Source organism: Pseudomonas sp. 008, from assembly GCF_016861935.1.
Lineage (GTDB): Bacteria > Pseudomonadota > Gammaproteobacteria > Pseudomonadales > Pseudomonadaceae > Aquipseudomonas.
In genome coordinates this window covers 98,852-124,698 of record NZ_BOMA01000016.1, presented here as the reverse complement: position 1 = coordinate 124,698, position 25,847 = coordinate 98,852, and the positions used below count along the sequence as shown (strand labels likewise).

At 60.7% G+C, this 25,847-nt stretch carries 21 protein-coding genes; 11 read left to right on the top strand and 10 right to left on the bottom strand.

Annotated elements, in window-relative coordinates; all coding sequences use genetic code 11:
• Nucleotides 1-196: 196 nt before the first annotated feature.
• Nucleotides 197-2,563 carry an outer membrane protein assembly factor BamA gene (gene bamA, locus JUI81_RS27160; RefSeq protein ID WP_204125398.1) on the bottom strand — a complete coding sequence of 789 codons (2,367 nt, stop codon included), beginning with the start codon at nucleotides 2,561-2,563 and terminating at the stop codon, nucleotides 197-199.
• Between the two features lie 224 nt (nucleotides 2,564-2,787).
• On the opposite strand from bamA, the gene JUI81_RS27155 reads away from it, so the two are divergent.
• From JUI81_RS27155 to JUI81_RS27140, 4 genes are all read left to right on the top strand, one after another.
• Nucleotides 2,788-3,471: a response regulator transcription factor gene (locus tag JUI81_RS27155; protein WP_204125397.1), complete on the top strand. Its 684-nt coding sequence runs from the start codon at nucleotides 2,788-2,790 to the stop codon at nucleotides 3,469-3,471.
• Nucleotides 3,468-4,730, top strand: a complete 1,263-nt coding sequence (locus tag JUI81_RS27150) for an ATP-binding protein (RefSeq protein WP_204125396.1) — start codon at nucleotides 3,468-3,470, stop codon at nucleotides 4,728-4,730. Before JUI81_RS27155 ends, JUI81_RS27150 begins: the two co-directional genes overlap by 4 nt.
• 107 nt (nucleotides 4,731-4,837) lie before the next feature.
• On the top strand, nucleotides 4,838-5,287 hold the full coding sequence (locus JUI81_RS27145; RefSeq protein ID WP_019578705.1) for a hypothetical protein: 450 nt from the start codon (nucleotides 4,838-4,840) through the stop codon (nucleotides 5,285-5,287).
• 91 nt (nucleotides 5,288-5,378) lie between these two features.
• Nucleotides 5,379-7,505: a TonB-dependent siderophore receptor gene (locus JUI81_RS27140; protein ID WP_204125395.1), complete on the top strand. Its 2,127-nt coding sequence runs from the start codon at nucleotides 5,379-5,381 to the stop codon at nucleotides 7,503-7,505.
• Nucleotides 7,506-7,579: 74 nt separating this feature from the next.
• Here the strand turns inward: JUI81_RS27140 and JUI81_RS27135 are convergent, their stop codons facing one another.
• Nucleotides 7,580-8,263, bottom strand: a complete 684-nt coding sequence (locus tag JUI81_RS27135) for a response regulator (RefSeq protein WP_204125394.1) — start codon at nucleotides 8,261-8,263, stop codon at nucleotides 7,580-7,582.
• Between the two features lie 3 nt (nucleotides 8,264-8,266).
• Nucleotides 8,267-9,685, bottom strand: a complete 1,419-nt coding sequence (gene baeS / locus JUI81_RS27130) for a sensor histidine kinase efflux regulator BaeS (protein ID WP_028940719.1) — start codon at nucleotides 9,683-9,685, stop codon at nucleotides 8,267-8,269.
• Nucleotides 9,686-9,798: 113 nt separating this feature from the next.
• On the opposite strand from baeS, the gene JUI81_RS27125 reads away from it, so the two are divergent.
• The 3 genes from JUI81_RS27125 to JUI81_RS27115 are packed head-to-tail and all read left to right on the top strand — an operon-like array spanning nucleotide 9,799 to nucleotide 15,526.
• A complete protein-coding gene (locus JUI81_RS27125; protein ID WP_204125393.1) occupies nucleotides 9,799-10,995 on the top strand; it encodes an efflux RND transporter periplasmic adaptor subunit in 1,197 nt (398 codons plus the stop codon).
• Nucleotides 10,996-10,997: 2 nt separating this feature from the next.
• Nucleotides 10,998-14,144 (top strand): efflux RND transporter permease subunit, encoded by a 3,147-nt coding sequence (locus JUI81_RS27120; protein WP_204125392.1) that lies wholly within the window; start codon nucleotides 10,998-11,000, stop codon nucleotides 14,142-14,144.
• Nucleotides 14,141-15,526 carry an efflux transporter outer membrane subunit gene (locus JUI81_RS27115; RefSeq protein ID WP_204125391.1) on the top strand — a complete coding sequence of 462 codons (1,386 nt, stop codon included), beginning with the start codon at nucleotides 14,141-14,143 and terminating at the stop codon, nucleotides 15,524-15,526. Before JUI81_RS27120 ends, JUI81_RS27115 begins: the two co-directional genes overlap by 4 nt.
• A gap of 28 nt (nucleotides 15,527-15,554) precedes the next feature.
• Here the strand turns inward: JUI81_RS27115 and JUI81_RS27110 are convergent, their stop codons facing one another.
• Complete coding sequence (locus JUI81_RS27110; protein ID WP_019578712.1) at nucleotides 15,555-17,318, bottom strand: L-lactate permease; 1,764 nt, start codon at nucleotides 17,316-17,318, stop codon at nucleotides 15,555-15,557.
• 113 nt (nucleotides 17,319-17,431) lie between these two features.
• Complete coding sequence (locus JUI81_RS27105; RefSeq protein ID WP_204125390.1) at nucleotides 17,432-18,064, bottom strand: TetR/AcrR family transcriptional regulator; 633 nt, start codon at nucleotides 18,062-18,064, stop codon at nucleotides 17,432-17,434.
• Nucleotides 18,065-18,164: 100 nt separating this feature from the next.
• Here JUI81_RS27105 and JUI81_RS27100 point away from each other — a divergent pair, with 100 nt between their 5' ends.
• Nucleotides 18,165-18,818, top strand: coding sequence for an NAD(P)H-dependent oxidoreductase (locus JUI81_RS27100; protein ID WP_204125389.1), 654 nt, complete (start codon nucleotides 18,165-18,167; stop codon nucleotides 18,816-18,818).
• A gap of 242 nt (nucleotides 18,819-19,060) precedes the next feature.
• On the opposite strand, the gene JUI81_RS27095 is transcribed toward JUI81_RS27100, so the two are convergent.
• Nucleotides 19,061-19,999: a class I SAM-dependent methyltransferase gene (locus tag JUI81_RS27095; protein WP_019578716.1), complete on the bottom strand. Its 939-nt coding sequence runs from the start codon at nucleotides 19,997-19,999 to the stop codon at nucleotides 19,061-19,063.
• Nucleotides 20,000-20,203: 204 nt separating this feature from the next.
• Here JUI81_RS27095 and JUI81_RS27090 point away from each other — a divergent pair, with 204 nt between their 5' ends.
• Both JUI81_RS27090 and JUI81_RS27085 read left to right on the top strand, forming a co-directional pair.
• The gene (locus tag JUI81_RS27090; protein WP_096480296.1) at nucleotides 20,204-20,611 is read left to right on the top strand and encodes a response regulator; all 408 of its coding nucleotides are present in this window, start codon (nucleotides 20,204-20,206) and stop codon (nucleotides 20,609-20,611) included.
• A gap of 58 nt (nucleotides 20,612-20,669) precedes the next feature.
• The gene (locus JUI81_RS27085) at nucleotides 20,670-21,338 is read left to right on the top strand and encodes an HAD-IA family hydrolase (protein WP_096480295.1); all 669 of its coding nucleotides are present in this window, start codon (nucleotides 20,670-20,672) and stop codon (nucleotides 21,336-21,338) included.
• A gap of 25 nt (nucleotides 21,339-21,363) precedes the next feature.
• On the opposite strand, the gene JUI81_RS27080 is transcribed toward JUI81_RS27085, so the two are convergent.
• A complete protein-coding gene (locus JUI81_RS27080; RefSeq protein WP_204125388.1) occupies nucleotides 21,364-22,023 on the bottom strand; it encodes an isoprenylcysteine carboxylmethyltransferase family protein in 660 nt (219 codons plus the stop codon).
• 166 nt (nucleotides 22,024-22,189) lie between these two features.
• Between JUI81_RS27080 and JUI81_RS27075 the strand changes: the two genes are divergently transcribed.
• On the top strand, nucleotides 22,190-23,137 hold the full coding sequence (locus JUI81_RS27075) for a pyridoxal-phosphate dependent enzyme (RefSeq protein ID WP_028940709.1): 948 nt from the start codon (nucleotides 22,190-22,192) through the stop codon (nucleotides 23,135-23,137).
• A gap of 35 nt (nucleotides 23,138-23,172) precedes the next feature.
• Here the strand turns inward: JUI81_RS27075 and JUI81_RS27070 are convergent, their stop codons facing one another.
• The 3 genes from JUI81_RS27070 to JUI81_RS27060 form a co-directional block, all read right to left on the bottom strand.
• Nucleotides 23,173-23,490 carry a DUF2388 domain-containing protein gene (locus tag JUI81_RS27070; protein WP_019578720.1) on the bottom strand — a complete coding sequence of 106 codons (318 nt, stop codon included), beginning with the start codon at nucleotides 23,488-23,490 and terminating at the stop codon, nucleotides 23,173-23,175.
• Nucleotides 23,491-23,586: 96 nt separating this feature from the next.
• On the bottom strand, nucleotides 23,587-25,257 hold the full coding sequence (locus JUI81_RS27065) for a Na/Pi cotransporter family protein (RefSeq protein WP_204125387.1): 1,671 nt from the start codon (nucleotides 25,255-25,257) through the stop codon (nucleotides 23,587-23,589).
• Between the two features lie 199 nt (nucleotides 25,258-25,456).
• The gene (locus tag JUI81_RS27060; RefSeq protein WP_204125386.1) at nucleotides 25,457-25,753 is read right to left on the bottom strand and encodes a hypothetical protein; all 297 of its coding nucleotides are present in this window, start codon (nucleotides 25,751-25,753) and stop codon (nucleotides 25,457-25,459) included.
• Between the last annotated feature and the right edge of the window lie 94 nt (nucleotides 25,754-25,847).

Below are 25,847 nucleotides of genomic sequence, written 5' to 3'. Positions count from 1 at the left end.
GTGAGCCGGGGTAGCTCCCCTGGCACTTCGACTTTAATTCCCGGACGTTCGTGATGCTTGAGCACAGCGGCCAGAGTTGACTGAGAGCGCCATGATGCAAGGGGGGCAGCGCGAAACCTGTGGGGGCGGGCTTGTCCCACATTCTGCACATCGTGTCAGTGCGCCAACGAAGTGGAATGCTTGCGGACTCACCGGTTCAAAAAGTCTGCCCCATGGAGAACTGGAACACTTGGGTATCAGCGTTCTCAGGCTTTTTGACCGGGAACGCCAGGTTGAAGCTCAGGGGCCCCATCGGGCTGTACCACGTGACACCGACCCCCACGGAACTGGCCAACTCGCCAAGGTCGACACCGTCGCAACCCTGGGTGGTACTCAGGTAGCACTTGTTGGAGTAGACGCTGCCGACGTCCCAGAACACCGAGGTACGCAGAGATTTGTTGTCTTTGATGAAGGGCATCGGGAACAGGTATTCGACCCCGCCGGTGATGAGGATATTGCCGCCCAATGCGTCGGAGTCCCGATCGGAGTAGTACGCCTGGCCGGCACTGGCATAGGTGCCTGTGGCCGGGGTGTTACGCGGGCCGAGGGTGCCACTCTCAAAACCGCGCACCGAACCTTCGCCACCGGCCGTGTAGTTTTCATAGAAGGGCAGGCCGTCGGTTGAGCCGTAGCTGTTGCCATAACCGAGCTTGGTGTGGAAACGCAGCGAAGTGGCATTGCTGATCGGCAGGAAGGTCTGCCCGGTGTAATCGATCTTGTAGAAACTCAGATCACTGCCGGGCACTGTCACCGTCAGGTTGAGGTTCTGCGAATGCCCGCGGGTGGCCAGCACGCCCTTGTTCAAGGTCGATTCCGACCAGCCGAGGTTGGCCTTGAAGTTGTTGAACTCCTTGCCCTCGCGCGCAATGAAATCGTAGATCTCATCGGCGCTGTAGGTGCCTGGCTCGATGCTGTCGTGTTGCACGGTCAGGCCGAAACTCAGCCGTGAGGTTTCATTGATCGGGTAGCCAAGTGAAGTGCCGGCACCATAACTGTTGATGGAGTAGTAGGAAACGCCGTCACTGTAATAATCGTTGTAGTCGGTGGCGTTGTAGAACAGGTTGTAGCCCAGGCTCACCCCGTCCGGCGTGAAGTAGGGGTTGGTAAAACCGAAGTTGTACTTGCTTTGGTAGTCAGAGCGAGTCAGGCCCAGGCTGGCGTAGTTGCCGGTGCCCAGGAAGTTGTTCTGAGTGATCGAACCTCCGAGGATCAGGCCAGAGCTCTGGGCGAAACCGACGCTGGCGGTAATCGAACCGGAGGCTTGCTCTTCGACGCTGTAGTTCACGTCAACCTGGTCGTCGACACCCGCCACCGCCGGCGTCTCGACGTTGACTTCCTTGAAGAAGCCCAGACGCTCAAGACGGGTCTTGGACTGGTCGATCAGGTAGGTCGAGGCCCAGCCGCCTTCCATCTGACGCATTTCACGGCGCAGCACTTTGTCGTCGGTCTTGGTGTTGCCACGGAAGTTGATGCGGTTGATGTAGGCCCGCTTGCCCGGGTCGACCACGAAGGTGATATCGACGGTATGGTCGTCATTATTCGGGTTGGGGACCGCGTTGACGTTGGTAAAGGTGTAACCCTCGTTGCCCAGGCGACGGGTGATCAAGTCCGAGCTGGTGGTCATCAGCTTGCGGGAGAACACCTGGCCTTGCTGAACCAGCAACAGGGAACGGATCTGGTCTTCAGGCACTTTCAGGTCACCGCTGAGCTTGACGTCACGAACGGTGTACTTCGCGCCTTCGTTGATGTTGACGGTGATGTAGACGTGTTTCTTGTCCGGGGTGATCGACACTTGGGTCGAGGTAATGTCCATGTTGATATAGCCGCGATCCAGGTAATAGGAGCGCAGGCGTTCCAGGTCACCGGAGAGTTTTTCCCGGGCGTACTTGTCGTCGTTCTTGAAGAACGACAGCCAGTTGCTGGTCTTGAGGGTGAATTGATCGGTCAATTCACTTTCGGTAAATACGGTATTGCCCACCACGTTGATGTGCTGGATCGCCGCTACAGAGCCTTCATCTATTTTTATTTTCAGGCCCACGCGGTTGCGCGGTTGCGCGATCACCTCGGCATCGACCGAGGCCGAGTAGCGGCCTTGAGCGACGTACTGGCGCAGCAACTCGTTACGCACACCTTCGAGGGTGGCGCGCTGGAAAATCTCGCCTTCGGCCAGTCCTGATTGTTTGAGCCCCTTCATCAGGTCTTCTGTGGAAATCGCCTTGTTGCCTTCGATCTCGATACTGGCGACCGAGGGGCGCTCGACCACCGTGATGATGAGAACATCGCCGTCGTGCCCCAGCTGGATATCCTGAAAGAAACCGGTCTTGAACAATGCACGGGTTGATTCCACCAGGCGACGATCGTCCGCTTCATCACCGACGTTCAACGGCAATGCACCGAACACGCTGCCGGCGGAAACCCGCTGCAGGCCATTAATGCGTATATCGGAAATTTTGAAGCCTTGGGCGTGCGCAAGTGAGGCGTTGAGCAGTAGTGCAGCCGAGCAGAGCAGGCGCGAAAAATTCATCAAGATCTTATCCAGAACACATCGACAAGCAGCGTAGGCGGGCGCGGATATCTCACAGCAAGACGAGTTACCGCGAAGCGAGCAGGCTGGTGGAGGTGAAGCATAAAAGCTCGGTGCGTTTGATGCGGTTAACCAAGTGTCAAGTTAGGTAAAGGTTTGCCCGGGGCGATGACGCTGTGCAGCGCAAGGGCGATAATGCGCGGCCCCCACTCAAGAGCCCGCCAATGATCTGCGTATTGCTCGTCGACGATGACCAGGAACTGACAGGAATGCTCAGCCAATACCTGGAGCGTGAAGGCTTCGAGGCGACTGCCGTGCACACGGGCGAGGAGGGCGAGATTCAAGCGCTGTCCGGGCGCTACAGCATTGTGGTGCTGGACGTGATGCTGCCGCGCCTTTCGGGCATCGAGGTGCTCAGGCGCATTCGGGCCGTGAGTCAGGTGCCGGTGGTATTGCTCACGGCCCGTGGCGACAACATCGACAAGATCACCGGCCTGGAACTGGGGGCCGATGACTACGTGCCCAAACCCAGTTCACCGGGGGAACTGGTGGCGCGTTTGCGGGCAATCATGCGTCGGGTGCAGCCGGCGGAACAACCTGTCTCAGAAGTGATCATGACCGGCCCGCTGGTCTTGTGGCCCGGCAAGCGCCAGGCCCAGTGGCAGGGGCGCGAGCTAGGGGTGACCAGTACCGAGTTCAGCCTGCTCGAAGAGCTGGCCCGCTGTGCCGGGCAGGTGGTGAGCAAACAGGACCTGTCGCTCAATGCCTTGGGCTGTCCCTTGACCCGCTACGACCGGCGCATCGACGTGCACATCAGCAGCATTCGCCAGAAGCTCGGTCCGCGCCCTGACGCCAAGGCCTGGATTCAGAGCGTGCGTGGCCTCGGTTACCTGTTGATCGCCGAATGATGAAACCCAGCCGGCTGTTCTGGAAACTGTTCCTGGCGTTTTGGCTCGCCACCAGCCTGACGTTTCTGGTCGGGGTGGGCATTCTGGTGCTGGGTAATCACGGGCCTGGCGATCCTCATTTGGAGGCCATCCTGGCCAGCGAGGAACAGCTGCTGCGGCAATTCGGGGTCGAGTCGGGAGGACAATTGCTGGCAGTGTGGCGGCACCCCGGTGACGAAACCATTGGCGTCTATGGCAGTGCCGGTCAACTGCTGGCCGGGTCGCCGGTTCTGCGGCCGGCCTTTGAACGAACGGTCATCAGCAAGGACGGTCTGACCCTCTCGCTCAGATCCTCACAGCCCCTTGGCAAAGAAGGTGAGCAAGGGCCGGGGCGTTCGATCCCGCTGATCATCGGCACGGTGATGAGTGCACTGTTCAGCGGCTACATGGCGTACTACCTGGCGTGGCCGCTGGCCTACCTCAGGCGGGCGATGAGCGATGTGGCCAAGGGGCGCTTCGAAACCCGGGTCAAGCCAATGATGGGGAGACGCCGCGATGAAATCGTCGATCTGGCCGCAGACTGCGATCGAATGGCCAACCAGCTGAAGCTGCTGGTGGAGGCCCAGCAACACCTGCTGCATGACATCTCTCACGAACTGCGTTCACCATTGACGCGCATGCAAGCGGCCATCGGGTTGCTGCAGCAAGAACCGGCTCGCCAGGAAATGGTGGAGCGCATCCAGCGCGAGTCGGTACGGATGGATGCGCTGATCGAGGCGTTGTTGACTTTGGCGCGCATACAAGGCCGGCCCGAGAGTATCGACCGCGAGCCACTCGACATCATCGAGTTGCTGGCGGTGATCGTCGAGGATGCTCAATTCGAGGCGGGAATGAAAGGTTGCCGGGTCAGCCTGCAGGCGTGTCCGGTCTTTGTCAGTCGGGTCAGCGGCGAGTTGCTGTATCGGTGTTTCGAGAACGTCATTCGCAACGCGGTGCGCCATACCAAACCGATGACGGCGGTTGTTGTGTCGGCTGAGGTCAATCTCGAAGCAGACTGCCTGACGGTGCGGATTACCGATCAGGGGGCGGGTGTTGAAAACGAGCGGCTGCTGAGCATTTTTCACCCGTTCGAGCGTGGCTTGAGCGAGGCCAGTGCCGGTTTCGGCCTGGGCCTGGCGATCGCTTCAAGGGCCGTGGAAATGCACGGCGGCACGATTGCGGCGCGCAACGAGCCGTCCGCTGGGCTGACCGTGGAAATCAGCTTGCCCCGTCAGGCGTGATCTTTACACGATATTACATTGGCTTGACGGCTCTGTACGCCCCGTTTCAGTAGACTTCCCGCTCAAACTTACGCAGCGTTTGCTGATGTTTCAGCGTGGAGGTGGTCATGTTTCTGGTTCATAAAAAGGGCTTCGTTTCCGGCAAGAAAATGGTCGACGGGCTGGTGCCCTATGACTTCTTTTGTGAAGACAATCCGGCCATCAATCTGTTTGTGTTTACGGGTTCTACCGCGCAGGGCAAAACGGTCGAGGAACAGACGCTCTGGGGCTTCACCCGGCTGGAGCGTTTCGAGGCGCTGACCAGCACCCTGGTATCGAACAAAAAAAATGATGGCTGGTTTCAAACGGTCAATGTGCTCACCGGGCCAGCCCAGAACGGCACCCAAAGTGTGAAATTTCAGCGGGTGCTGAAAATCATCAAGCATGCCGCTGTATCGAGCCGTGTCGCCGGCAAGGTGCAATACGAGATCCTCACGGATGACGGTGACACATACTTCACCCGGCCGCCCGCGACAGCAGACAGCGCGCAAACCATCATCTATGCGGCAGAGCAATAACTCGTTAGTTAATAGCCGCGAAGGTGTTTACTGGAAATACATCGCACCATACAATGAGAATCATTACTACTAACTCATTGAGTGCAACGTCTTGAGCCATCCCCACCTCTTTGCCCGCCGCAAGGTTTTCATCAAACACGCGCTGCCGACACTGTCCTGCGTGATGTTCGCCGGTCCTTTGTGGGCACAGGAATTGATCGAACTGCCGACCACTGATATTCAGGCGAGTCGCGTCAGTCAAGACACCAGCTACACCACCTCTCAAGCCAGCACCGCGAGCAAAAGCGATGTGCCGATCAAGGAGGAGGCGCAATCGGTCAATGTAGTAACCCGGCAAAGCCTGGCCGACTATCAGGTGCGCTCGCTGAACGACGCGATGAAGTTCGTCAGCGGCGTCAGCCAGGGCAACACCCTGGGCGGTTCCCGGGACTCGCTGGTCAAGCGCGGTTTCGGCACCAACGATGACGGCTCGATCCTGCGCGATGGCGTGCGTTCCAACCTGGGGAAAAACTTCAGCGCCACGACGGATCGCATCGAAGTGCTCAAAGGGCCTGCGTCGATGCTGTACGGCGCGCTGGAACCCGGCGGGTTGATCAACGTGATCAGCAAGAAGCCTGAATACACCCAGAGCACGACCCTGAGCGGCTCGGCCTACAGCGAAGGCGGCGGCACCATGGCCGTGGACACCACCGGGCCGCTGGGCGATACCGGCCTGGCCTATCGCCTGATTGCCGAACGCGGCCACGAGGATTACTGGCGCAATTACGGCGTGAATGAAAGCACCCTGGTTGCACCCTCGCTGACCTGGACGGGCGACCGTGCCAGCCTGACCCTCAGCTACGAATACAACGATTACTCCAAACCCTTCGACCGTGGCACGGTGTTCACCAATGGTCATCCGGCGGACATCGACTACGACAAGCGCCTCGACGAAAAATGGGCCAAAAGCGTCGGTATCCGTGAATTGGCTACCGCGCGTTTCGAGTATCAACTGAGTGACGACTGGAAAACCCGCGTTACCTACGGCTGGAACAACGACCGCTATAGCCTCTCGATTGCCCAGCCGAGTTCGTTGACCGGCAACAACCTGCGACGTGCTGCCAACGGCGCTCACTACGATGACGAGACCCGCTACGCCAGCTGGGATTTCATCGGCCAGCAGGAACTGTTCGGCCAGCGCCATGACTTGCTGATCGGCGCGGATACCGAAGCGTCCGACCAATTCCGTGGCAAAACCTACCGCAATACCGCGCGGTCAGGTTTCGACATCACCTCTCCGGTTTATGGTCGTCTGGCCGAGCCGAGCCTTGTCAGTGCCAGCCAAAGTGACCTGAGCAACCAGTTGAACTCCAGCTCTGTGTACTTCAAGGATAACTGGCACCTCGATGACCGCTGGATCCTGGTTCTCGGCGGTCGCCAGCAGCATTTCGATCAGTACAGCGATCAGGGCCGCGGCAGCAGCTACAAGGTCAACCGCGACGATAACGGCGATGCCTTCGTGCCGTTCCTGGGGCTGGTTTACAAAGCCACCGACAGCTTGTCGCTGTACGGTAACTACAGCCGTTCGTTCAAGCCCAATACCCAAGTCGACGATGCCGGCCATACCTTCGATCCGGAGGAGGGCCGCAGTTATGAGGTCGGCGCCAAGTACGATCCGCTGCCGGGGCTGAACATTAACCTGGCGCTGTTCGACATCGAGAAGAAAAACGTCGTGACCACCCAGACGGTCGGTGGCGTCAGCCTCTCGGAGGCGGCGGGCAAAGTCGGTTCACAGGGCCTGGAACTGGACATCACCGGGCGTGTGGCCGAGCGCTGGGACCTTATCGGCACCTACGCTTACACCCACACGGAAATCCTCGACGATCCGGATGACGAAGGTCACCGCCTCGCCGATGCGCCGAAGCACACCGCAAGCCTGTACCTTACCCATCACCTGAATGTGCCCACGGAGTTCGGGGCCTGGCATGCAGGCGGCGGTGCGCGTTACGTCGGCGAGCGTGCGGCCAACAATGCCAACGATTTCTGGCTGAGCAGCTACACCGTCGCCGATGCCTTCGTGCGCTGGGAGGCGCCGATGTTCGGGTACAAGACGTCGCTGCAGTTCAACGTCGACAACCTGTTCGACAAACAGTACTACCCGTCCTCCACCGGCAGCCAACTGGCGGTCAATGTCGGCGAGCCGCGCACGGCACGCCTCAGCGCCAGTGTGACATTCTGATCGCACTGTCTTGATGTGCCGCCCCGTTCTGCCCGTGGAACGGGGCGGTGGTCTTTCTTCATCTCGGCGACGCTTCAGGCGTCGGCGAGCTGAAACCGATAACCCACCCCATACAACGATTCAATCGGATGCTCCCCCGGGCAGGCTTGTTCGAGCTTGCGCCGCAGATTGCGGATATGGCTGTCGACCGTGCGGTCGGTGACCACCCGGTGATCGGAGTAGATCCGGTCGAGCAACTGATCCCGGGAAAACACCCGTCCCGGCGAGCGGGCGAGGGTGCTTAGCAGGCGCAATTCCAGTGGTGTCAGGTCCAGCGTCATGCCGTCGAGGGAGGCCAGGTACTGTTCTTCGTCAATCTGTAGACGCGGTGGTGCAGACGTCAAAAGCTGAGGGCTGCGTCGCAGGATGGCTTTGACCCTGGCCACCACTTCACGCGGGCTGAAGGGTTTGCAGATGTAGTCGTCGGCGCCCAGGTCCAGCCCGAGCAGGCGATCCACTTCCTCGACGCGAGCGGTGATCATGATGATCGGTACGGCACTGAAACTGCGCAGTTCCTTGCACACTTGCAGACCGTCGCACCCAGGCAGCATCAGGTCGAGCAGGATCAGCCGCGGCTCGCGGGCACGGACCGCTGGCACCACCTCCAGCCCGTTGTCCAGGCATTGGGTCGCATACCCAGCGGCGATCAGGTAGTCACGCATCAATGCGGCCAGTTTGGGCTCGTCTTCGACGATCAGGATCGGGTTGTCGTTGACCATGGTTCAGGCATTCCGTGGCAGGCGCAGGGTCAGCCAAAGGCCACCCAACGGGGAATGATCGGCACTGAGGCTGCCGCCATGAGCAAGGGCGATGCTGTGACAGATCGCCAGCCCCAAACCGGCGCCACCGCTGGCGCGGTTGCGTGAAGTTTCGCCGCGGTAGAAGCGCTCGAACAGCCGCGGTAACTGATCTGCGTCGACCCCGGGGCCGGAATCAAGGAAATCGATGCGTACGTCGTCGCCATCGCTGGATGCGCGAATGCGCAGTACACCGCCTTCATCGGTATAACGTACGGCGTTTTCCAGCAGATTGCCGAACAGTTGCTGCAAGCGCTTGGGGTCGGCTTCCACCCTTGGCGGCGCTGTCGGTAGTTCCAGCTCCAAGCGCAAGTGCCGGGCGTTGCAGCGTTCCTGGAACATCGCCACGCAACTGTGCAGCAGGTCGTTGAGATCGCATTCGCTTTTGCGGTAGGTCAGCGCGCCCACATCGGCCAGGGACAGTTCATACAGGTCATCCACCAGTTTACTGAGCATGCCGACTTCGCCTTGCAGCGACTTCATCGAGGACTGATCGAGCGTGCGCACACCGTCTTCGATCGCTTCCAGTTCACCTCGCAACACCGACAGCGGGGTACGCAGTTCATGGGACACATCGGCCATGAACTCCCGGCGCATTTTTTCGTTGCGCTCCAGCGTATACGCAAGTTGATTGAAGTCGCGGGCCAACTGACCGACTTCGTCATTGGAGGACACCGCCACCCGGTTGCTGTACTCGCCTGCGGCCAATCGATGCGTGGCGGCGGCTACCCGCTTGACCGGGTCAAGCAGGGTGCGAGCGATCCACCAGGCGATCAGTATCGCCAGCAGCAACGAGAGCACACCCATGGCCAGGCTGGTACGCAACAGGTACAGACGAAAACGTTCGCCGCCGGCTTCGGTCACGTTCTGGAACGGCGTCACCGCCAGCCAGCCGACGGTTTTACCGGCGACCTGGATCGGGCGCATCAGGGCGTCGTCGGCAATCGCCGAGTAACCCATGACCAGCTGCTTTTGTTGGTCCAACAGGGCGATGCGAAACACCGCGCCGGTCAGGTCGGACGTGGGCAGGTTCGGTCGATGCGGGTCGGTGAAATCTACGCCGGGCTCCGGCCGCATGAGTTCGAACCAGCGATCCGGCTGGTTGCGCAGAAATTCCCAACTGCCTTCGCGCTCATAGGCGCTGGCCAGGCGCGGCAGTACCGGGGTCATGCGCAACAGCGCTTGTTCGTTGAGGTAATCGAGAAAGCCTTTGCCGAAGCTCCAGCCGTTGGCCAGCCCCATGCTCAGGATGACAAACAGCACACTGGCCAGTACCGCGATAAACAGCTTGGTGGAGATACTCAGTTTCATGGGCTCGGGCGGGTCAGTGAATGGCCCGCCCATTTAGGCCCTGGCGCGGCGAAGATTCAAGGGCGGCGGGCAATCTTCAATTTTCCTGCACATTTGCCTCGCAGTATGGCGTCTGGCTTCAGCCACCCCGTCTTGCAGAGGCATTTATGTCGACCAAAATTCTCGCCAAATCCCTGGTAACCGCCGCGGTTTTACTGTCCTTGATCATTCTGTTGGTGCTGAGCGGTTGCTCCCCCGGCGCATCCGCGCCCGTTATCGAACCGGCCAAGGTGTCAGTGATCACGGTGCAACCCAAAAGCCAGGCGCTGACCACGGAGCTGGCCGGGCGTACTCAGGCGTTTATGGTCGCCGAGATTCGCCCCCAGGTCGGCGGTATCGTCCAGCAGCGGCTGTTTGTCGAAGGCGCCGAGGTCAAGGCCGGACAGGCGCTGTATCAGTTGGATGCGGCCTCGTACAAGGCCGCCTTGGCTGAAGCGCAGGCGACTCTGGCCAAGGCTCGCGCCACATTGAAGTCGGCTCAGGCCACGGCCAAGCGTGATGCCCAGTTGGCGAAGATCGATGCCATCAGCCAGCAGGACAACGAGGATGCCCAGGCCAGTCTGCTGACCGCCGAGGCTGAACTGCAAGTGGCCCAGGCCGGCGTGGATACCGCGCGCATCAACCTGGCCTATACCCGCATCAGCTCGCCCGTCAGCGGGCGCATCGAAACTTCGACGGTCACCCCCGGCGCGTTGGTGGTGGCCAATCAGGACAGCGCACTGACCACGGTGCAGCAACTGGACCCGATCTACGTGGATATCACGCAATCGACCACCGAGCTATTGCGCCTCAAGCGCGACCTCGCCAGCGGTGTGCTGCAAAGCAACGGCGAGGGCGAAGCGCGGATCAGTCTCAAACTCGACGACGGCAGCACCTACGCCCATGAGGGCCGATTGAAATTCAGCGGGGTCAGCGTCAATGAGGGCACCGGCACCGTGACCCTGCGGGCGGAAATCGCCAACCCGGACCGGCTGTTGCTGCCCGGGATGTATGTGCGGGCGGTGCTGGAACAGGCCCGGGACGATCAAGCCATTCTGATCCCCCAGCAAGCCGTGACCCGCAGCGCCAGTGGCGTGACGTCGGTGTTGCTGGTGGTCAATGGCAAGGTCGAACAGCGCGTGCTGACCATCGATCGCGCCGTGGGTAACCAGTGGTGGGTCACCTCTGGCCTGACGGCGGGTGATCAGGTGATTGTCGAAGGTGGGCAGAAAGTCCGGGTCGGCGCCCCGGTGCTGGCGCAAAACCCGGGCACTCGTAGCCGCACGCGGCAATCGGCGCCGACTGCCATTGCGCAGGAGGGTTGAGCATGGCGCGGTTCTTTATCGATCGACCGATTTTTGCCTGGGTCATCGCCATCGTCATCATGCTCGCCGGCGCCTTGTCCATCAGCCAACTGCCGCTGGAACAGTACCCGGACATCGCGCCGCCAACGGTACGGATCTCCGCCACCTACACCGGCGCCTCGGCCGAGACCGTGGAAAACTCGGTGACCCAGGTCATCGAACAGCAGATGAAAGGGCTGGATAACCTGACCTACATGTCGGCCTCCAGCAGTTCGGCGGGCAGCGCCAGCATCAGCCTGACCTTTGCCGCCGGCACTAACCCGGATGTGGCGCAGATGCAGGTGCAGAACAAACTGCAACAGGCCGAATCCCGACTGCCGCAATCGGTGCAGAGCGAAGGCTTGACCGTGACCAAGGGCGGTTCGGACTTTCTGATGATTGCCGCCCTGGCCTCCGATAACGAAAGCGTTACCGGCACCCAGATCGGCGACTACATTTCCAGCACCTTGCTCGACCAGATCAGTCGTATCGATGGCGTCGGCGACGTGCAGACCCTCGGTTCGGGCTATGCCATGCGCATCTGGCTGGACCCGGCCCTGTTGGAAAAGTATGCGTTGATGCCCTCGGACATCAGCAGCGCCCTGGAAGCACAGAACACCGAAGTGTCCGCCGGCCAGCTCGGTGCCTTGCCGGCGGTGGCCGGGCAACAGTTGAACGCCACTATCAGTGCCCGCAGCAAGCTGCAAACCGCCGAAGAATTTCGCAACGTGGTGGTCAAGTCCACCAGCAATGGGGCGGTGGTGCTGTTGGGGGATGTGGCGCGGGTCGAACTGGGCAGTGAAAGCTACGACGTGAGTTCTGCCCTCAACGGCAAACCCGCTGCCGCCATGGGCGTGCAGCTCGCCGCCGGGGCCAATGCCCTGAGCGTGGGTGAAGCGGTGAAGGCCAAACTCAAGGAGCTGGAGCCTTTCTACCCGGCAGAAATGCAGCTCAAGAACGTGATCGCTTACGACACGACCCCCTTTGTCAGCCTGTCCATCGAAGAAGTGGTCAAGTCTTTGGGCGAAGCGATCGTACTGGTGGTGCTGATCATGTTCCTGTTCCTGCAGAATCTGCGGGCCACATTGATCCCGGCGATCACCGTGCCGGTGGTATTGCTGGGCACCTTCGGCGTGCTGGCGCTGTTCGGCTATTCAATCAATACCCTGACCATGTTCGCCATGGTCCTGGCTATCGGACTGCTGGTGGACGATGCCATCGTGGTGGTGGAAAACGTCGAGCGGGTGATGAGTGAGAAGGGACTTCCGGCGCTGGCGGCGACTCGCCAGTCCATGGCGGAAATCACCAGCGCGCTGATCGGCATCGCTCTGGTGCTCAGCGCCGTGTTTATTCCCATGGCATTTTTCGGTGGTTCCACAGGGATTATCTATCGGCAGTTTTCGGTGACCATCGTCTCGGCCATGCTCCTGTCGGTGTTGGTGGCGATGACCCTGACACCGGCCTTGTGTGCGACCTTGCTCAAGCCGTCCGATGCCCAGGGCCATGGTGCGCAAAGCGGCTTCTTCGGCTGGTTCAACCGCAGCTTCGAACGCAGCGCCTTGCGCTATCAACAATGGGTCGGCGGCATTCTGCAGCGTGGGCGTCGGAGCCTGCTGGTGTACGGGGTGATTTTGCTGGCGATGGGCGCTGGTTATGCCAGCCTGCCGACTTCGTTCTTACCGGACGAAGACCAAGGCATCCTCATGGCGCAGATCCAATTGCCGGTGGGCGCCACTGATAGTCGAACTCAGGCAGTAATGAAGCAGTTCGAGAGCTACATGCTCGAACAATCGGAAGTCGAGGCGCTGATCAGCATCAGCGGTTTGGGCATGGGTGGCAACAGCCAGAATACCGGCCGGGCTTTCATCAAACTCAAGGATTGGAGCGAGCGTTCAGGGAAAGGGCAGGACGCGGCTTCTATTGCCCAACGTGCAACCCTGGCGTTGGCGAGCATTAGCGATGCCAACGTGTTTGTCATGCAGCCGCCGGCTGTACGTGGCCTGGGGCAAAGTTCGGGGTTCGACCTGCAACTCAAAGACCTTGGTGGACTGGGGCATGACGCCCTGGTTGCCGCGCGGGAGCAGTTCATCGAGTTGGCGAAGAAAGACCCGCGGCTGCTGGGAGTACGCAGCAATGGCCTGGACGATACGCCGCAGCTCAAGGTCAGCATCGACGATCGCAAGACCGGGGCCTTGAGTCTGAGCACCAGCGATATCAACGCTACCTTGTCCACGGCGTTGGGCGGCACTTACGTCAACGACTTCCTCAACCAGGGGCGGGTGAAGAAGGTCTACGTGCAGGGTCAGGCGTCGGCGCGGATGCAGGCGGCGGACCTGGAGCACTGGTTTGTGCGCAACAGCAAGGATGAGATGGTGCCGTTTTCCTCGTTCGCCAGTAGCTCGTGGAGCTATGGCTCGCCGTTGCTGGAACGCTACAACGGCAATGCCTCGCTGGAGGTGGTCGGCGATCCGGCACCGGGGGTGAGCTCCGGGGTCGCGATGGATGCGGTGGAAGCGATCATCAAACAACTGCCCGAAGGCATCGGCTACGAGTGGACCGGGCAGTCTTATCAACTGCGCCTGTCCGGCTCCCAGGCGCCGCTGCTGTACGGGATCTCGGTGTTGTTTGTGTTCCTCTGCCTCGCGGCGTTGTACGAGAGTTGGTCGGTGCCATTTTCGGTAATGCTGGTGGTGCCGCTGGGGGTGGTCGGCGCGGTGCTGGCGACTCGTTTCAGTGGTTTGAGCAACGACGTGTACTTTCAGGTCGGGTTGTTGACCACGGTGGGGCTGGCGGCGAAGAACGCGATCCTGATCGTTGAGTTTGCCAAGCACCTGCAAGAGCAGGGCAATAGCCTGAGGGACGCGACGCTGACTGCCGTGCGTCAACGCCTGCGACCGATCCTGATGACGTCTTTAGCCTTCATGTTCGGCGTGTTGCCACTGGCGTTGAGCTCCGGCGCCGGTTCTGCCGGGCGCCAGGCCATCGGCACTGGCGTGCTGGGGGGGATGTTCAGCGCCACCGTGCTGGGGATCTTCTTTGTGCCGCTGTTTTTCGTGCTGATCCGTCGTCGTTTCGGTCGCGTATCCACCGCAACAACCGCCAACCCAACCGCGCAGAAAGGTGATGCATGATCAAGTTTCATTGGCCCTTGTTGGCTGCTCTGGCGTTGCTCAGTGGCTGTATCAATCTGGCGCCGGAGTATCAGCGCCCCGAGGCGCCAGTTGCCGAGCAATGGCTGCCGACCACCCGTGTGCCCTCGGGCGATGCAGCGGCGGACATTCACTGGCAGCAGTTCTTTACCGACAGTCGCCTGGCGCGTTTGCAGACCCTGGCGCTGACCAACAACCGTGATTTGCGTCTGGCCAGCCTGAACATCGAAAAGGCCCAGGCTCAATATCGCATTCAACGGGCGGCGGCGTTTCCCACCATCGATGCCGGAGTCAGCGGCACACATAGCCGCACGTCCAACAGCGGCACGGCGAGCACCAGTCATGAGTACAGTGCGCAACTGGGGCTGAGCAGTTATGAACTGGATGTGTTCGGGCGGGTACAGAACCTTCAGGACGAAGCGCTGGAAGACTATCTGGCACTGACCGAAACCCGGCGTAGCACCCAGATCAGCCTGGTGGCTGAAGTGGCCACGGCCTGGCTGACGCTGGCGGCGGACAACGAGCGTTTGCAACTGGCCCAGGAAACCCTGCGCAGCCAACAGGCAACCTACGAACTGACCCAACGCAGCCATGCCTTGGGCGGCTCTTCCGGTTTGGCCCTGGCTCAGGCGCAAACCACTGTGGAGTCGGCCCGAGGCGATGTGGCGGTCTACGCCAGTCAGATTCTCCAGGACCGCAATACCCTGCGCTTACTGGTCGGCAGTGATGTTCCCGATGAGCTGCTTCCCGGTGCGAGTCTGCAATCGGTCGCGCTGCTGGTTCAGGTGCCGGATGAGTTACCGTCCAGTCTTTTGCAACGGCGCCCGGATGTGCTGGCCGCCGAGCACACCCTCAAGTCGGCCAACATCGATATCGGCGCGGCCCGTGCGGCGTTCTTCCCGAGCATCAGCCTGACCGCCAACGCCGGTTCTGCGAGTTCGGCCTTGTCCGGTCTGTTCAAGTCCGGCAGCGGCGCCTGGACCTTCGCCCCGAGCGTCAGCTTGCCGATCTTCGATGCCGGCAGCAATCGCGCGACACTGGATGCGGCCAAGGTCGAGCGTGAAATTCAGGTGCAGACCTACCAGCAAACCTTGCAGACAGCCTTCAAGGAAGTGGCCGATGCCCTGGCGGTGCGCAGCACCCTGGACCAACGCCTGACAGCCCAGCAAGCCTTGACCGACGCCAGCCGTAAAAGCTTTGAACTGGCCGACGCGCTCTATCGCGGCGGCTCGCAAAGCTACCTCGAAGCGCTGGACGCCCAGCGTTCGTTGTACAGCGCCCAACAGGACCTGATCACCCTGCGTCTGGCCGAGCAGAGCAACCGGGTGACGTTGTACAAGGTAATGGGGGGCGGCTGGAATTAATGTTCGCGATGAGGCCCGCCCCCCTGGATCAGTGCCCGCCCACCACCATATGGCTGAACGGCGCCACATACGCCTGCAACGTCACCAGCCCGCCGACCAGAATCGCCAGCACCACGGAGTGGAAAAACACGTAGCGCAGGATTTCCCCTTCATGGCCGTACCAGCGGGTGGCGGTGGACGCGACCACGATCGACTGGGCGTCGACCATCTTGCCCATGACCCCGCCAGAACTGTTCGCGGCGGCCATCAGCACTGGGCTCAGGCCCAGTTGCTCGGAGGTCACCCGTTGCAAGCCGCCGAACAGCACGTTGGAGGCCGTGTCCGAGCCGGTCAGGGCCACGCCGAGCCAGCCGAGCAGGGTGCCGAACATCGGGTAGAAAATGCCTGTTGCGGCGAAGGCCAGGCCCATGGTGGCGTCGAGGCCCGAATAGCGGGTGAGAAAACCCAGGGCGAGCATCGCCACAATGGTGGTGAGCGAATAGCGCACTACCCACAGCGTTCGCAGGTAATGGTGCAGCAGTTGCGGGATGGAATAACCCATCAGCAGCCCGCCAAGGATCGCCGCGAGCAAGATGCCGCTACCGGTGCTGGTGAACCAGGTGAACTTGTAGATCGCGTCCTCGGTTTTCGGCGCGGGCACCACGGGCGGGACCTTCTCGATCTGTTGGTGAATCGTGGTGAAGGTCACGCTCGGGGCAAAGATCGGGTTGGCCTCGCGCATCGGTTTGCCCTGCGGATCAAGCTTGGCCGAGTGGGTTTGCGGATCCATGGCCGGGCGGGTATCGAACAAGTTTTTGAAGCCCTGGGTGCCCCAGGCGAAAACGAACACCGTGAGGATGATCCACGGCATCCATGCGCGCATTACGGCGGGTTTTGCATCGCTGGCAAAGGTCGCGCTGGCGACGGGTTTTTCGTCATGCTCTTCGGCTATTTTGGAATGGTCGACTCGCCCTGACAGGGCGGCCGAGGTATGCACCGTGGCCGGTTTCCAGACCCTGAGGAAACCAGTCAGGCAGGCCATGGAAATCAGTGCCGCGATGACGTCCACCAGCATTGGCCCGTGGTAGTTGGAGACGAGGAATTGCGGTATGGCGAAGCTGACGCCGGCAACCAGAATCGCCGGCCAGATTTCCAGCATCTTGCGCCAGCCGGCGAAGGCCCAGATCAGCCAGAACGGCACGATCACCGAGAAGAACGGCAACTGGCGACCGACCATCATCGACAGCTCCATTTCATCCAGCCCGGTCACTTTGGCCAGGGTGATGACGGGCGTGCCCAGTGCACCGAACGCCACGGGCGCGGTATTGGCGATCAACGCCAGGCCAGACGCGGCCAGGGGCGAGAAACCCAACCCGATCAGAATGGCCCCGGTTACCGCCACGGGAGTGCCGAAACCGGCGGCCCCTTCGAAGAAGGCACCGAAGCAGAAGGCAATCAGCAGCAATTGCAGACGTCGGTCGTCGGTGATGCGCGCCAGGGAGTCTTGCAGCACTTTGAACGAGCCGTTCTCGGTGGTCAGCCGATGCAGGAAAATAATGTTGAGCACGATCCAGCCAATCGGCAACAGACCGTTGGCGGCGCCGAACAGTGCGGCCGAGCCCGCCATGTTCGCGGGCATGCCGAAGGCGAAAATCGCGATCAGCAAGGCCGAACCCAGGGCCAACAACGCCGCCAGATGCGCCTTGATGTGGAAAAACGCCAGGGAAACCAGCATTACCACCACCGGCGTCGCCGCCATGAGCGTTGATAGCACCGGGTTACCGAAGGGGTCGTAGATTTGCTGCCAGACCATTTTCCACCTCTGCTTTTTATTGTGGGTAGCGCGGGGAAGGTGGCTTGAGTATAGGTGGCAATACGCTGCTGTCCTGGCGGGTGCTTGCCAGCCCTACGATGCGCGTTAGGTTTCTAGACCCTCCTGACGCGTGCGCTCCTTTCGACCATCGCCACGATCGTTTCGAAGAGTTCGTCCTGTGCCTGCTCCGCGGTGATTTCTCCGGTCGCGGCGGCATGGGACAGCGCCTCGGCGGCACCGAGCATCGCCCGAAGACTCGCTGGCGCGATATCACCGGTTCCGGCGAAGGGGAGCAGGGCGTTGTGGCACTTGCCCATGAAGATCGCTTCGTACTCGCGCTTGATCTTTTCCAGCTCGGGCGAGCTCGTCAGCGCCGCGATCACACCCGGGATCTCGCGGCCCTGAAGCAGAACGCAGTCGACATAAGACGAGGCGATGACCATTGCCTTGCTGGCCAGTGTCGGTTCACTGGTTTCAAGCGCGGTATCCATGAGCGCGGTCTGACGTGCGTCGAACTCCTGATAGAGCACCGCCAGCAACCCGGGGCGGGTGGTGAAGTGATCGTAAACCACCGGTTTTGTGACCCCCGCCTGTTCGGCGAGCCGGCCAAGCGTCAACGCGTCCGTACCTTCCTCTCGAACGAGTTGCCAGGCGACATCCAGCAACTGGCGCAGGCGCTCCTCCCGCGACATCCGCCGGCGCGGTTGCGGACTGGAATCTTGCTCGGGTGTTTCGGTGCTTGACATGGCTATATACCAAAAGTAGCTTACTGAGCGTAACTTACCAAGAGTATATAAGGCTCGCCTTTCACCCTCAATCACTCATTCCGTAGCAGGAGATTTTGCCATGCACGCGCTCATCGTTGTGGCTCACCATGACCCCCAATCGCTTACCCATAGCCTCGCAAGACACGTCGCTGAAGGAGTATCCGAGGCGGATGCCGACCACTCTTTCGAAATTGCGGACCTCTGGGCGCAAGGGTTCGATCCGAGATTCGGCGCGGCCGATCTCGCCGTCCATCACCGTGAAGCACCGCCGCCCGCCGATGTGGCCGCCGAGCAGGCGCGAATCGATCGCGCCGATGCACTGGTGCTGGTTTATCCGGTTTATTGGTGGTCGATGCCGGCGCTGCTCAAAGGCTGGATCGACCGTGTGTTCGCCAATGGCTGGGCGTTCGATTTCGCGGCGGATGCCTGGTTGGAGAAGAAGCTTCGCCATCTGCGGGTTCATCTGGTGGGTGTTGGCGGTGCCGACGCAGGAACCTATGCGCGCCACGGTTATGCCGACGCCATGAAGACGCAGATCGACCATGGGATCTTCGATTATTGCGGTGCTTGCGTGGTGACGTCCGAGTTGCTGCTCGAATCGGAAATCCAGGAACCGACGGTTCATTTGCAGGCTGCGCGCACGATCGGTCGTGAGCTTTTTGCTGCCTCCGGGCGCTGCGACGCGGAGCAGGATGTTCAGCGTTGCCGAGCGGTCAGCGCCGAGGCTTTTTGACAGACAAAAAAAGAGCCTCAAAGCTCTTTGATGGGGAGGAAGTAGAGCCGAGAGGCTCAAGATGCGCATGAAACAAGGGGTGGGCTTATTGGGGTTCAGTTCACCCACCACTTACGCAACGGCTTAAACCTCCAACCGCTGCGTATCATCATCGTAGGAAGCCGCGGGTTCGGGCTCAAGTACCATTAGTCTACTGAGTCTGGCCGGCCTGCCTGGTGTTGAATCACCATTTTGATTTTCAGCTACCCCTGCCTGAACACCAACGCCTTCAACCCACACTCGACATCGGCATCGGGAAACTCCGGCGGATTCTCCAACCGTTGCTCAAACCGCAGGCTCGGTGCTTCGCGAGTGACGCCGTCGATGAGGAAGTCCGCGCCAAAGGCCGGATCATTCATGCAGGCCAGCACCGTACCCTGAGGGCTGAGCAACTCCGGCAGACGGCGCAGTACGCGCTGATAATCCTTGGTCAGCAGGAAACTGCCCTTCTGAAAGGACGGTGGGTCGATGATCACCAGATCATAAGGGCCGCTATTGATCACTTTGCCCCAGGACTTGAACAGGTCGTGGCCGAGAAAGCTCACCTTGCTCAAGTCATGGCCGTTGAGCCGGTGATTGTCGCGACCGCGGCTCAGGGCCGCGCGGGACATGTCCAGGTTGACCACATGCGTAGCGCCTCCCGCGATGGCGGCCACTGAAAACCCGCAGGTATAGGCAAACAGGTTCAGCACCCGCTTGCCGTCAGCATTGGCCCGCACCCAATCGCGGCCGTAGCGCATGTCGAGAAACAGGCCGGTGTTCTGTTTGCGGCCCAGGTCCACGCGATACTGCAGGCCGCCCTCGGTGATCGTCATCTCCTCGATCGGCTCCCCGAGCAGCCATTCGGTGGTGCTTTCCTGCAAATAGCGATGTTGCAGCAGCAAGGTATGCGCGCCTGAGGCTTTCCACGCAGGTGACTGCGTGATCGCCATCAGTCGCTGCTTCAAATCATCCAGTTGCGACGCTTGCGGCTCCTTGAACACGCAGACCAGCACCACGCCCTGGAGCCAGTCGACGGTCAATTGCTCCAACCCCGGCCAGCAGCGCCCACGGCCGTGAAACAGCCGACGGGTTTCTGCGGGGGCGGCCGCAAGTGCTGTCAGCAAATGGTCGTGGAGGATGGAGAGGGCGTCTGGATTCATCGGACAAGGTCGGCAATGTAGAAGGGGGCGGCATTTTAACCACAATTACGCGCTGACAAACGGTCGTGTTTGTCGGCTTGAACAGAGAATGTCCAGGACAACCGCATCAAAAATGAATTTTCCGCGAAGTCCGCTGCTCATACCTGAATAGGAGGCGGATTTGAGCCCGCGCAACCAATGAAACAATCAGGGAGTGGCACAGTGATGAGTCCAGTATCGACGGCGGGCGCGCATTTGTCTGACGGTTTGATTCTTGTGGTTGAGGACGACCCGTTGATCCTCGAGTTTCTTTGCGAAATTCTTCAGGAGGAAGGCTTTGCGGTTCAACCACAGATCAGCGCGGATGCGGCTTCGCAGTTTCTGGAGCAGCACGCGCCGGAGGTGGGGCTGTTGCTGACGGACATCACCATGCCGGGAAAACTCAATGGCGCGGACCTGGCCAATCAGTTTGGCGACCGTTGGCCAGACAAACCGATCATGATCATGTCCGGCTTCGAAACTCCGAAAAGCTCCGGGGTCAAGCATCCGGTTTCGTTCATCAGGAAACCCTGGGCGGTGGGGCAGTTGCTCGATTGTGTGCAAAACGCCTTGCAGTCGACCCGAGGCCTGTAAGAGCTGGTGTACATTAGCTGATAACATTTGCCTGGCTCTTGCAAAAGGAAGTCGCCCTTTGTCTGTCAAAACGTCCCTGCTCAACGGGTCATACCGTGGCTTGCTGTTCGATATGGACGGCACCGTCCTCAACTCCATCGCCGCCGCCGAGCGGATCTGGACAACCTGGGCCGTGCGCCACGGCGTCGATGTCGAAACCTTCCTGCCGACCATCCATGGCGTTCGCGCCATCGACACCATCAATCGCCTGGCGTTGCCAGGAGTAGATGCCGAAGCTGAAGCGGCGTGGATCACCGAGGCGGAAATCGATGATGTGGAGGGGATTGTCGAGGTGTCCGGCGCGGCGAATTTCCTCAAGTCGCTGCCCGCCCACCAATGGGCCATCGTTACCTCTGCGCCGCGGGCCCTGGCGTTGCGCCGAATGGCCGCTGCCGGCATTCCCGAGCCTGGCGTGATGGTGACCGCCGAAGACGTCAGCGCCGGCAAGCCCGACCCTGCGGGCTATCGGCTGGCGGCTCGTCGACTGCAGGTTGATCCAGCCGAGTGCCTGATCTTCGAAGACGCCGACGTCGGAATTCGCGCAGGTGAAGCGGCGGGTGCCAACATCATGGTCATCACCGCGACCCACGTTCATCCCCTTCAGACCCGGCACGCCACACTGGCCAGTTATGACTCGGTCACGAGCCATGTGGATGCCAATAACCTGATCCGTTTACACTTTTTGTAATCGACACGGCCCTGATGTGGTCAGTTCAGTAGATCCCCGGAATCAATCGCCAGCTACGGGCGCAATAAGCGTCGTATTCGCTGCCGAACTGCGTGCGTAACAGCGCTTCTTCAGAGCGAATGCGGGCGATCAGCGGTATCAACATCAGTGCCACCAGCAGCAACCCGACGCCGGAACGAAAGGCCAGCGCCCAGCCCACGCCATTGATCAGCAGCCCCAGGTAGCTGGGGTTGCGTACATTCCGATAAATTCCGTCGGTGACCAGGCGGTGTCCTGGCTGAATCGCCACTAATCCGCTGAAGCGCTTGCCCAGTACAAACACCGGCCACATCCGCAACGCGCCGCCGCCAATGAACAGCAGCGCGCCCAACCAACGCACGCCCTCGCCACCGAAGGTCCAGAAGTCGATCCGGTCGGTGTAGGCCGGCAGATACCCGCTCAGCAACCCGAGCACCCCGAAAACCGGCAGCACCCAGCGATTGGCCCGGTCTTCACGTTCGCCAGTGCTCAAATTGCCCTCACTGAACAACGACACGATCGCCATCACCAGGGTCGCAAGCGCAATGACCACCAGCGGTGGATGCGAGGAAAACGCCGCCAACCCGCCCAGCCCGAACACCGCGAGAGCGAGGTAGGCAAGGGTGCTGACGAGGGCGAAAAACGCGAGTTTGGCTGAGATTTTCATAACTGATCTCGCAAAAAGGGCATATCACCAGTGTAGAGGGCAGCCCGTTATGAGAGCGGTAGTCGTCGAGCAGGGTGAACTAAGCTTGGATAAGGATGAGCCTGTCCGTTCACTTCCGGCCCGTTGAAAGATCTCAACGCGCCGGTGCTGTCACAAGGAGCACACGATGCTTCACATCAGAACGCCCCTGATTCTGCACCCGGGTCTGTCGACTCCGACCCGGCGAATCTGGCTCAAGCTGGAAAACCTGCAACCCAGCGGCTCGTTCAAACTGCGCGGCATGGGCCTGTTGTGCAGCCAGGCGGCAGAGCAGGGCAAGCGCAAAGTCGTCTGTCCTTCCGGTGGCAATGCCGGTCTGGCCACGGCGGTGGCCGCTGCCAACCTTGGGCTGAAGGCCTGCATCGTGGTGCCGAACACGACCCCGGAAACCACCCGCGCCAGGATCAGGAAAACCGGTGCCGAGGTGATTGTCCATGGCAAGGTCTGGGACGAGGCCAATCAACGGGCGAAAGAACTCGCGCAGGGCGCAGACACCGAATATGTACCGGCTTTCGATCACCCGGTGTTGTGGGAGGGGCACAGCACGATGATCGATGAAATCCTCGAGGACTGCCCTCAAGTCGATGCGTTGGTGACATCCGTGGGGGGCGGCGGATTGCTGGCGGGCCTGCTCACCGGCCTGATCCGTCATCAGCGCATGGATTGTCGGATCGTTGCGTGCGAAACCCAGGGGGCGGCGTCGTTCGCTGCCGCCATCGCTGCCGGGCACCCGGTCAGACTGCCGCGCATCGACACCGTTGCCACGTCACTCGGCGCCGCGCAAGTGGCCGCCTGGCCGGTGCAGCACATCCTTGATTTCCCGCATGAATGCGTGGTGCTCAGCGATGATGAGGCGATCATGGGCGTGGTTCGTTACGCCAACGACCTGCGCCAGTTGGTCGAACCGGCGTGTGGCGTTTCATTGGCGATTGCCTACCTCGACCATCCGGCAATTGCCGAGGCCCATGACGTGGTGATTGTCGTGTGCGGCGGCGTCAGCATCAGCGCGCAACTGGTCGCCAGCTGGGCACGTTTGTCCGCAGGAGTCGAGAAGAACAGCGCTGAAGCAAGGTAGGGCCGTCATTAGCCCTACCGCTTGCATTTGAGACTTTATTGACCCGCTGGCACACCTTCCTGAACGAGGATCGCTCTGGCCAGGTCTTCATCGCTGGCCTTTAAGTCGGGATGATTTTGACGAATCTCCTTCAGTACCGACTCCAGGTAGACGCCACGGATCGTACCGCCGCTGGCGACAAAACTGGAGGCGTCATCCCGGGCAGGGACGACCATTTTGTGATCCTTGAACGTTGAGTACAGCGATGCGGAGATCCCGGCTGAGGTGGCGACATCGCCCGCATCCACACGGGCCATGGCTGAGCCAAAGGGCAAGCAAAGCACGAGTGAAGATACTAAAAACAGACGGCGCATGACGGCGTCCTCCGAAAGCGTGAAGCGTGAAGGAAGTAACACATAATTTAGGATGCCTGGCGGTGGTCAGGAGTTCCCTGCCGATCGATATATGCCTCACTCAATACCAGCCAGATCTATCGTCATGCGATCCGTAACGGGAGCGTCGATGCTCTCGACCGAGCGCTCACCGGCGCGTTCGAGCAGCGGATACGCCAGGGCGGCGATGTGGTGATGCAGGCGCCGGTAATCACGCAGTACCCGCTGGAAAATATCACCGGATTGCGCCCAGGTACTTTTGTCTTCCTGCAACTGGCGAAAGTGCTCGCGGCTGGCGCAGGCTTCGAGTCTTCTGACGGTCTCCTTGCGCTGGATCAGTTGATGGGCGGTGGCGATGTCTTCGCGCAGGAACACGGTGATTGCCAGGCTCAGGCTTTCCAGAACGGCGTCGTGCAGCGGGGCGATGTTGCCCAGTTCGAAGGTCGAGAACTGTTCACCCCGGCGCAAGCGGCGCATGGCCAACTGCGTGAGGCTGCTGGAAAGAATGTCGGCGGCATGTTCGAGGTTGATCACGAACGTGAGGATTTCCTGGGAACGATCGGCATCGCTGTCACTGATGCCTTCCTTGCCGATGTCGGCCAGATAAGCGCGAATCGCCGCGCTGAGCAGGTCCAGGGATTGATCTATCCGCTGCACTTCATCGGCGCAGGCCGGTAGCGATGTGTGGAACAGCTGTAGCATCCGGCCGAGCATGGCCGAGAACATGTCGGTCATGCGCAACGCTTCGCGAGCGGCATTCGACAGGCCGATGTTGGCCACTTCCAGGCCGGCCTCGTCCAGATAGCACGGCATGCCGGGATCGACATCCCGCTCAGGTGCCGGCAGCAGTCGGGTGAGGGCATTGGCGAGTACGTCGGTCAGACCGATGAACACCAACGCCAGCAGTAGATTGAAACCGGTGTGCAGGCACACCACCAGGGTCGAGGGCGCGAGCGGCGCCTGAGCGAGCAACCCGGCAAACGGCAAGACCGCCAGAGCACCGACCGCGCGCACCAGCAGGTTGCCCAGCGGCAGGCGTCGGCCGACGCTCGATCCGGCGTTGATGACCGAGGGCAGCGCACCGCCAATGTTCACCCCCAGCACCAGCGCGACGATGGTGCTGGCCGAGAGCATGCCAGTGGCGGCCAGCGAGACGATCAGCAACACCACGGCCACGCTGGAGTGGCACAGCCAGGTGAGGATCAGCGCCACCAGCAGCGCAATGACCAGATCGCCCTCGAGGCTCTGCATGATCAACTGGAAAATCGGCGTGCCTTCGACTTCCGCCAATGTGGAGCCGAGCATGTGCAAGGCCAGCAGCATCAGCCCCAGGCCGATCAGTGCACAACCGACGCTTTCGTAGCGCGAGTCATCGCGCAGCCGAAAGACGATCAGGCCCGCCAGCAAAACGCTGGGCGTGAGCATCGACACATCGACGCTGAGCAACTGCACCACCAGGGTTGAGCCGATGTTGGCGCCGAGCATCACCGCCAGGGCCGGCGCCAGTCCCAGCGTCCCGGCGGCAGTGAATGAGGTCGCCATCAGGCTCACGGCGGTGCTGCTTTGCAAGACCCCGGTGATGCCGATTCCTGACAGCAACGCCATCCAGCGGTTGTTCAGGTTGTGGCCCAGCCACTGACGCAGCGGCGTGCCGAAGCCGCGCAACAGCGCCGAAGAAATCATATGAGTGCCCCATAGCAACAGGGCGATGGAGCCGGCGAGATTGATCAGTAGAGTAGTTCCCGACATGAGGACTCTCCCTTGTTTCGTGTTGCATTTATTGAAGGCCCGGAGCGCGGTTCGTGGTATCTGAATTAACACCCGTGATTGCGGTGTTACTTGATGGTCCACAACTAATTCAAATAATTCAGCTTTTGACGGGCAATAAAAAGTTGTCGAATTCCCGTTTAAGGAAACCGTTCTGGAAGGACTTTAAAGTGCCTTCAGATCAACTGAGAATGCATGCCCCGATAGACAGGCCGAGCATCAGGCTCGCCTGCTGGAAGAGGCGCGCGATGCGCCGACTTTGTGGGTCCTGACTGTCGTCGAAGCTCCAGCGTTGCTGAAGCCGGCCGGTCGTCGGGCAGACACGCCAGTTGGCACGAGGGCGCACCTTGGCGTGGGTAGAAGGGGCGGAGAACGGGGCGCAGAGCCGAGTCGTCAGCAGACGCTCACGGCAGAGCTTGACCCGCATGGTCGATGCAAAGGCGCGTACGCCCGGCATTACAGTGTTTTTGAAGTTCATAACATGCCTCTGGGCCGGACTGATTCCGGTGAGGCAAGTTACGGTGGAGCCTCAAGCTCTAGCGCAGCTCACCCGACCGAAAAGTCGAGGCCCG

What these genes read in the sequence shown, in the direction of transcription:
- bamA (WP_204125398.1), bottom strand. Translation starts at nt 2,563, where the DNA reads ATGAATTTTTCGCGCCTGCTCTGCTCGGCTGCACTACTGCTCAACGCC.
- JUI81_RS27155 (WP_204125397.1), top strand. Translation starts at nt 2,788, where the DNA reads ATGATCTGCGTATTGCTCGTCGACGATGACCAGGAACTGACAGGAATG.
- JUI81_RS27150 (WP_204125396.1), top strand. Translation starts at nt 3,468, where the DNA reads ATGATGAAACCCAGCCGGCTGTTCTGGAAACTGTTCCTGGCGTTTTGG.
- JUI81_RS27145 (WP_019578705.1), top strand. Translation starts at nt 4,838, where the DNA reads ATGTTTCTGGTTCATAAAAAGGGCTTCGTTTCCGGCAAGAAAATGGTC.
- JUI81_RS27135 (WP_204125394.1), bottom strand. Translation starts at nt 8,263, where the DNA reads ATGGTCAACGACAACCCGATCCTGATCGTCGAAGACGAGCCCAAACTG.
- baeS (WP_028940719.1), bottom strand. Translation starts at nt 9,685, where the DNA reads ATGGGCGGGCCATTCACTGACCCGCCCGAGCCCATGAAACTGAGTATC.
- JUI81_RS27125 (WP_204125393.1), top strand. Translation starts at nt 9,799, where the DNA reads ATGTCGACCAAAATTCTCGCCAAATCCCTGGTAACCGCCGCGGTTTTA.
- JUI81_RS27120 (WP_204125392.1), top strand. Translation starts at nt 10,998, where the DNA reads ATGGCGCGGTTCTTTATCGATCGACCGATTTTTGCCTGGGTCATCGCC.
- JUI81_RS27115 (WP_204125391.1), top strand. Translation starts at nt 14,141, where the DNA reads ATGATCAAGTTTCATTGGCCCTTGTTGGCTGCTCTGGCGTTGCTCAGT.
- JUI81_RS27110 (WP_019578712.1), bottom strand. Translation starts at nt 17,318, where the DNA reads ATGGTCTGGCAGCAAATCTACGACCCCTTCGGTAACCCGGTGCTATCA.
- JUI81_RS27105 (WP_204125390.1), bottom strand. Translation starts at nt 18,064, where the DNA reads ATGTCAAGCACCGAAACACCCGAGCAAGATTCCAGTCCGCAACCGCGC.
- JUI81_RS27100 (WP_204125389.1), top strand. Translation starts at nt 18,165, where the DNA reads ATGCACGCGCTCATCGTTGTGGCTCACCATGACCCCCAATCGCTTACC.
- JUI81_RS27095 (WP_019578716.1), bottom strand. Translation starts at nt 19,999, where the DNA reads ATGAATCCAGACGCCCTCTCCATCCTCCACGACCATTTGCTGACAGCA.
- JUI81_RS27090 (WP_096480296.1), top strand. Translation starts at nt 20,204, where the DNA reads ATGAGTCCAGTATCGACGGCGGGCGCGCATTTGTCTGACGGTTTGATT.
- JUI81_RS27080 (WP_204125388.1), bottom strand. Translation starts at nt 22,023, where the DNA reads ATGAAAATCTCAGCCAAACTCGCGTTTTTCGCCCTCGTCAGCACCCTT.
- JUI81_RS27075 (WP_028940709.1), top strand. Translation starts at nt 22,190, where the DNA reads ATGCTTCACATCAGAACGCCCCTGATTCTGCACCCGGGTCTGTCGACT.
- JUI81_RS27070 (WP_019578720.1), bottom strand. Translation starts at nt 23,490, where the DNA reads ATGCGCCGTCTGTTTTTAGTATCTTCACTCGTGCTTTGCTTGCCCTTT.
- JUI81_RS27065 (WP_204125387.1), bottom strand. Translation starts at nt 25,257, where the DNA reads ATGTCGGGAACTACTCTACTGATCAATCTCGCCGGCTCCATCGCCCTG.
- JUI81_RS27060 (WP_204125386.1), bottom strand. Translation starts at nt 25,753, where the DNA reads ATGAACTTCAAAAACACTGTAATGCCGGGCGTACGCGCCTTTGCATCG.